The sequence below is a fragment of the Sodalis sp. (in: enterobacteria) genome, assembly GCF_047607725.1.
Taxonomy (GTDB): Bacteria; Pseudomonadota; Gammaproteobacteria; order Enterobacterales; family Enterobacteriaceae; genus JBLKSS01.
This window is the reverse complement of the sequence record NZ_JBLKSS010000119.1, coordinates 1-4,056: the sequence shown is the minus strand read 5'-3', so window position 1 is coordinate 4,056 and position 4,056 is coordinate 1. Positions and strand designations below refer to the sequence as shown.

6 protein-coding genes and 1 pseudogene are annotated in these 4,056 nt (G+C 55.2%); 3 read left to right on the top strand and 4 right to left on the bottom strand.

Annotated elements, in window-relative coordinates:
• Both ACMX3H_RS10305 and ACMX3H_RS10300 read left to right on the top strand, forming a co-directional pair.
• A partial coding sequence (locus ACMX3H_RS10305) for a transposase domain-containing protein (protein WP_415210747.1) occupies positions 1-111 on the top strand: 111 nt, incomplete at its 5' end.
• 36 nt (positions 112-147) lie between these two features.
• Positions 148-324 carry a hypothetical protein gene (locus tag ACMX3H_RS10300; RefSeq protein ID WP_415210746.1) on the top strand — a complete coding sequence of 59 codons (177 nt, stop codon included), beginning with the start codon at positions 148-150 and terminating at the stop codon, positions 322-324.
• 242 nt (positions 325-566) lie between these two features.
• Here ACMX3H_RS10300 and ACMX3H_RS10295 read toward each other — a convergent pair whose 3' ends face one another.
• Positions 567-734 (bottom strand): hypothetical protein, encoded by a 168-nt coding sequence (locus ACMX3H_RS10295; RefSeq protein ID WP_415210745.1) that lies wholly within the window; start codon positions 732-734, stop codon positions 567-569.
• Between the two features lie 52 nt (positions 735-786).
• On the opposite strand from ACMX3H_RS10295, the gene ACMX3H_RS10290 reads away from it, so the two are divergent.
• Positions 787-1,209: a hypothetical protein gene (locus tag ACMX3H_RS10290; RefSeq protein WP_415210744.1), complete on the top strand. Its 423-nt coding sequence runs from the start codon at positions 787-789 to the stop codon at positions 1,207-1,209.
• Positions 1,210-1,815: 606 nt separating this feature from the next.
• Here ACMX3H_RS10290 and ACMX3H_RS10285 read toward each other — a convergent pair.
• The 3 genes and pseudogenes from ACMX3H_RS10285 to ACMX3H_RS10275 all read right to left on the bottom strand — a co-directional run.
• Positions 1,816-2,838 carry an ABC transporter ATP-binding protein gene (locus ACMX3H_RS10285; protein WP_415210743.1) on the bottom strand — a complete coding sequence of 341 codons (1,023 nt, stop codon included), beginning with the start codon at positions 2,836-2,838 and terminating at the stop codon, positions 1,816-1,818.
• Positions 2,835-3,302: an oligopeptide/dipeptide ABC transporter ATP-binding protein gene (locus tag ACMX3H_RS10280; protein ID WP_415210742.1), complete on the bottom strand. Its 468-nt coding sequence runs from the start codon at positions 3,300-3,302 to the stop codon at positions 2,835-2,837. Before ACMX3H_RS10280 ends, ACMX3H_RS10285 begins: the two co-directional genes overlap by 4 nt.
• A 272-nt stretch (positions 3,303-3,574) precedes the next feature.
• Positions 3,575-3,883, bottom strand: a pseudogene (locus tag ACMX3H_RS10275) (hypothetical protein); the annotation flags it as partial.
• Between the last annotated feature and the right edge of the window lie 173 nt (positions 3,884-4,056).

Below are 4,056 nucleotides of genomic sequence, written 5' to 3'. Positions count from 1 at the left end.
GGCGTGGAGCCGGAAGCGTATCTGCGCCATGTGCTGGCGATTATCGCGGATCATCCCATCAACAAAATCAAAGAGCTCCTGCCGTGGAATCTCACCATCCCTGCTGAATAACTGTCAATACGGCGCTGGGCGTACGCTTACAAATACATGGCGGAAAACCGGCTGACCGGCAGTCTGGGGGGGCTGGATATGCTGGACGGCAACGCCGGCAACAAACTGGCCCAGCCGCGCTACAGCGCGCTGATCCCCAATGGCGACTGCGCCAACGAAACGCCGTGTTTTCATGCCGCGGTCAGTGCGCTGACCTATTTTCTCAGCTATTAGAAAGACAATTTTTCCGATGCCTACGATCTCAACCGGGTGTTCTATATCGGCGGGGAGAGCCTGTGCCTGGCCGATTTCAGCATGCGCAGCGTGGAGAACGGCAACGATGCCGTGCCAAAAAGCCTGGTGCGCTAGGTTATCAAATTCCGCAACGCGCGCCTCACCGACCGGCAGGGCACGCAATATTGGGTCGCCCCCGGTAACCGGCACGACAGCGGCAGCTATTATGCGCTTATCCCCCTTTACAGCGGCAATAAGCTGGAGGCGCTTATCGGCATCGAGCAAACGATAAGGCTGGAGGATTTCGCCAGCGCCAGTAACCTGCCTATCGGCCTTACGCTGCTCGACCAAAACAACCTGCCGCTGCTGAGACTGACCAGCGGCGAACGCAGCGCCGCGGCGCTTGGCACCTTTCCGTCGCCGCCGGCCTTTTTCGGCTATAACCACGGCTTTGCCAATCTGGTGATGAAAAAACCGCTGTCGCAAACCACGCTGAGTATGGCATTTTCGCTGCCGCGCTGCGCGGTAATAGACAATCTCAACCTGCTGCTGTTTAAACTGGGGCTGTTGAATATCTTGTCCGCCGCGGCGCTGATGTGCCTGACCTGGCTGTTTGAGCATAGGATGCTGGCGCCGGCGGAAAAGAACGTTTACCAGTTGGAGGAAAATGAGCAGTTTAACCGCAAAATCGTCGCCTCGGCGCCGGTAGGCATTTCCATTCTGTGCATCAGCGACGGCTCCAATTTCATCAGTAATGAGTTAGCGCATAATTATTTAAGCATGCTCACCCATGAGGATCGCCAGCACATTACCCATATCATCTGTGGGCAGCAGGTTAATTTTGTCGATGTTATTACCGTAAGCGCCCCGTGGAGGACGTCTTGAATTATTGGTGGGTTTGTTGTATGAGACAGTAAACCTACGTTACACGCTTCTGCTCATTGCATTTTCACATTATATTGATTTTATAACTTTTATTTCCATACCGGTTTGAGTGATATGAAATTAGTGTTCTGAAGTTTGTGATAGTGTCCATTAAAATTTAAGTGGACACTATCATCGCCGGATTATCCATGATCTGACAGCCGTCCCTTATAGGATGCGRGTTCACTAGGCATCGTAGTGGAACATATTCTTACCGGGCCGTACAACAAACCCACCAATAATTCAAGACGTCCTCCACGGGGCGCTTACTCTGTGCTTGCCATAAGATAAAAGTCATTAACGCTGATATATCAGGGGAAGATTAATGCTTTCGATTAAATATCGATTCGATGAAAAATGCTTTTTTAGGGTTAATTAATCTCTATAGCGCTTAAACGTTAGCGCGCAAAAACCTCAAGCGGCAGAGTAATGAGATGGCATGGCTGTAAGGTGCCGATGCCATCCTGGCCCAATCGAGTCCTACCTTGGCGGTAGCATCCACGACAAGCATAAAGGAGGGTATAATAACCACCTCCCCCTCTGCTGTGACTTTCTGGCGTTCCCGTTTCAAGTAGGCATAATGCTTATGTCGCCGGCGCGCTGCTTCTCGTGCAAATGGCAGGCGACCCAGCGGCCATCGCCCCTATAGCTAAGCGTCGGCTCAACCGTGCGGCACTTCTCCCCTACGGAGGCGGCATAAGGGCAGCGGGTATGGAACCGGCACCCGCTTGGGACATTAAGCGGCGAGGGGATATCGCCCGCCAGAATAATGCGATGACGCTTCACGGTCGGGTCCTGCACCGGAATGGCCGATATCAGCGCTTCGCTGTAGGGGTGCAACGGCGCGGCGTAGAGCAGGCGCGTCGGTGAGATTTCCATAATTTTTCCCAGATACATCACCGCCACCCGATGAGAAATGTGCTTTACCGCCGCCATACCGTGGGCGATAAACAAATAACTCAGTCCCAGCTCTTGTTGTAATTGGCGCAGCAGGTTGAGGATCTGCGATTGTATGGAGACATCCAGGGCTGAAACCGGTTCATCACAAATAATCAGCTTGGGGTCGAGCGCCAGCGCGCGCGCAATACCGATACGCTGGCGCTGACCGCCGGAGAACTCATGGGGGTATCGCCGGGCATGGTAAGTGGCCAGCCCCACCAATTCTAGCAATCGCGCGATGCGCCGCGTTCTGTCCGGGCCCGCCGACTGTCCGTGAATGTCGAACGGTTCGGCAATAAGCTCCTCTACCGTCATTCGCGGGTTGAGCGAGGCAAAGGGATCTTGAAAAATAATCTGCATATCGCGCCGGCAATGGCGCAGTTGGCGGGGTTTGAGCTCAAAGATATCGACGTTTTGAAAGATAGCCTTCCCCGCCGTCGGCTCATGCAGGCGCAGGAGGGTCTTGCCCACCGTAGTTTTGCCTGACCCCGACTCGCCGATAAGCGCGAGGGTTTCGCCTTTCGCCAGCGGGAAGCTCACACCATCCACGGCCTTGAGCATCGTGCCTCGCTGTCCCGGCGCGGGAAAATATTTTTTCAGGTCATGTACCTGCAAAAGAGGGTTGCCGGCCTGCGGTGAAGGTGATGTCATCGTGCTTGACCTCTTTTCAACGGCGGCGTTTTCACGGCCGCATTATCGGATTGCGCGGAGGAGACCGACAGCGGCGGAGGAACGATAGCAGGGGACGCCCGGAACGAAATCTGTATTCCTTCAAGACGTTCCTGGGCGAAATGGCAGGCGATGTGCCGTCCCAGTATGATTTCACGTAACGGCGGTTCCTTTTGCCGGCAGATATCCTGAACGTAAATACAGCGCGGATGGAAACGGCAGCCGCTCGGGATATGCTGCGGATTCGGCACGTTGCCTTCAATAACAAACAAGGTGTCCTGTTCAATATCCATGCGCGGCATGGCGTTGAGCAACCCTTCGGTATAAGAGTGGCCGGGACGGGCAAAGAGGGAAAAGACATCCGCGCTTTCCACCACGCGGCCGCAGTACATAACAATGACCCGCTGCCGCATACCGCCCGAAAGCTGGTGCGGGTAATCCCGCACGCGCCGTTCCGGCGAGGGAATGCCCACCAGGCGCCGCGGCGCGACAGGCCCTGATGCAGGCGGATAGCCTCGGATAACTGTGAACCTATGGTAAAAATGGGATTCAGCGATGTCATCGGCTCTTGAAAGATCATAGAGATATGATTACCGCGCAGGCCGGTCATCTCTTTTTCCAAATAAGCAAGCAGATGACGGCCGCGAAATACAATCATCCCGCCGGCATAAACTCGCTGGCTGCCGCTCATCGCCGCCGCGGCCGGCGCACCCGCTGCCGCGAGGGTGGGCAATTGCGGTTTCGCCAGCCGGCCCGTCGCTTTAACGCGGGCCAGCACCACTTCCACCGGCATTTCGGGCTGCGAGAACGTATACAGTTGGTGATGCGCCGCATGAAAACCCTCAATCGCCCGCTGTAGTTCCGCCGGTGTCACGTCGCTGACTTGCCAAGGTATGGTCAGTTCAAAACCTTGGTGGATATAGCGCATACCCACATACCAATCAATCGTGCGGCCCTCGGCCGGCACCTGTTCCGCATCAAGCCAGGCGACAGCGCCGGCGTTCAGTTCGCTAAATGCGCGCGCCAAGCGTTCAAGATCATAATCCGGCGCCCGCAGGATAGTAAGCGCCCCGTGGAGGACGTCTTGAATTATTGGTGGGTTTGTTGTATGGCCCGGTAAGAATATGTTCCACTACGATGCCTAGTGAACCCGCATCCTATAAGGGACGGCTGTCAGATCATGGATAATCCGGCGATGAT

What these genes read in the sequence shown, in the direction of transcription:
- ACMX3H_RS10300 (WP_415210746.1), top strand. Translation starts at nt 148, where the DNA reads ATGGCGGAAAACCGGCTGACCGGCAGTCTGGGGGGGCTGGATATGCTG.
- ACMX3H_RS10285 (WP_415210743.1), bottom strand. Translation starts at nt 2,838, where the DNA reads ATGACATCACCTTCACCGCAGGCCGGCAACCCTCTTTTGCAGGTACAT.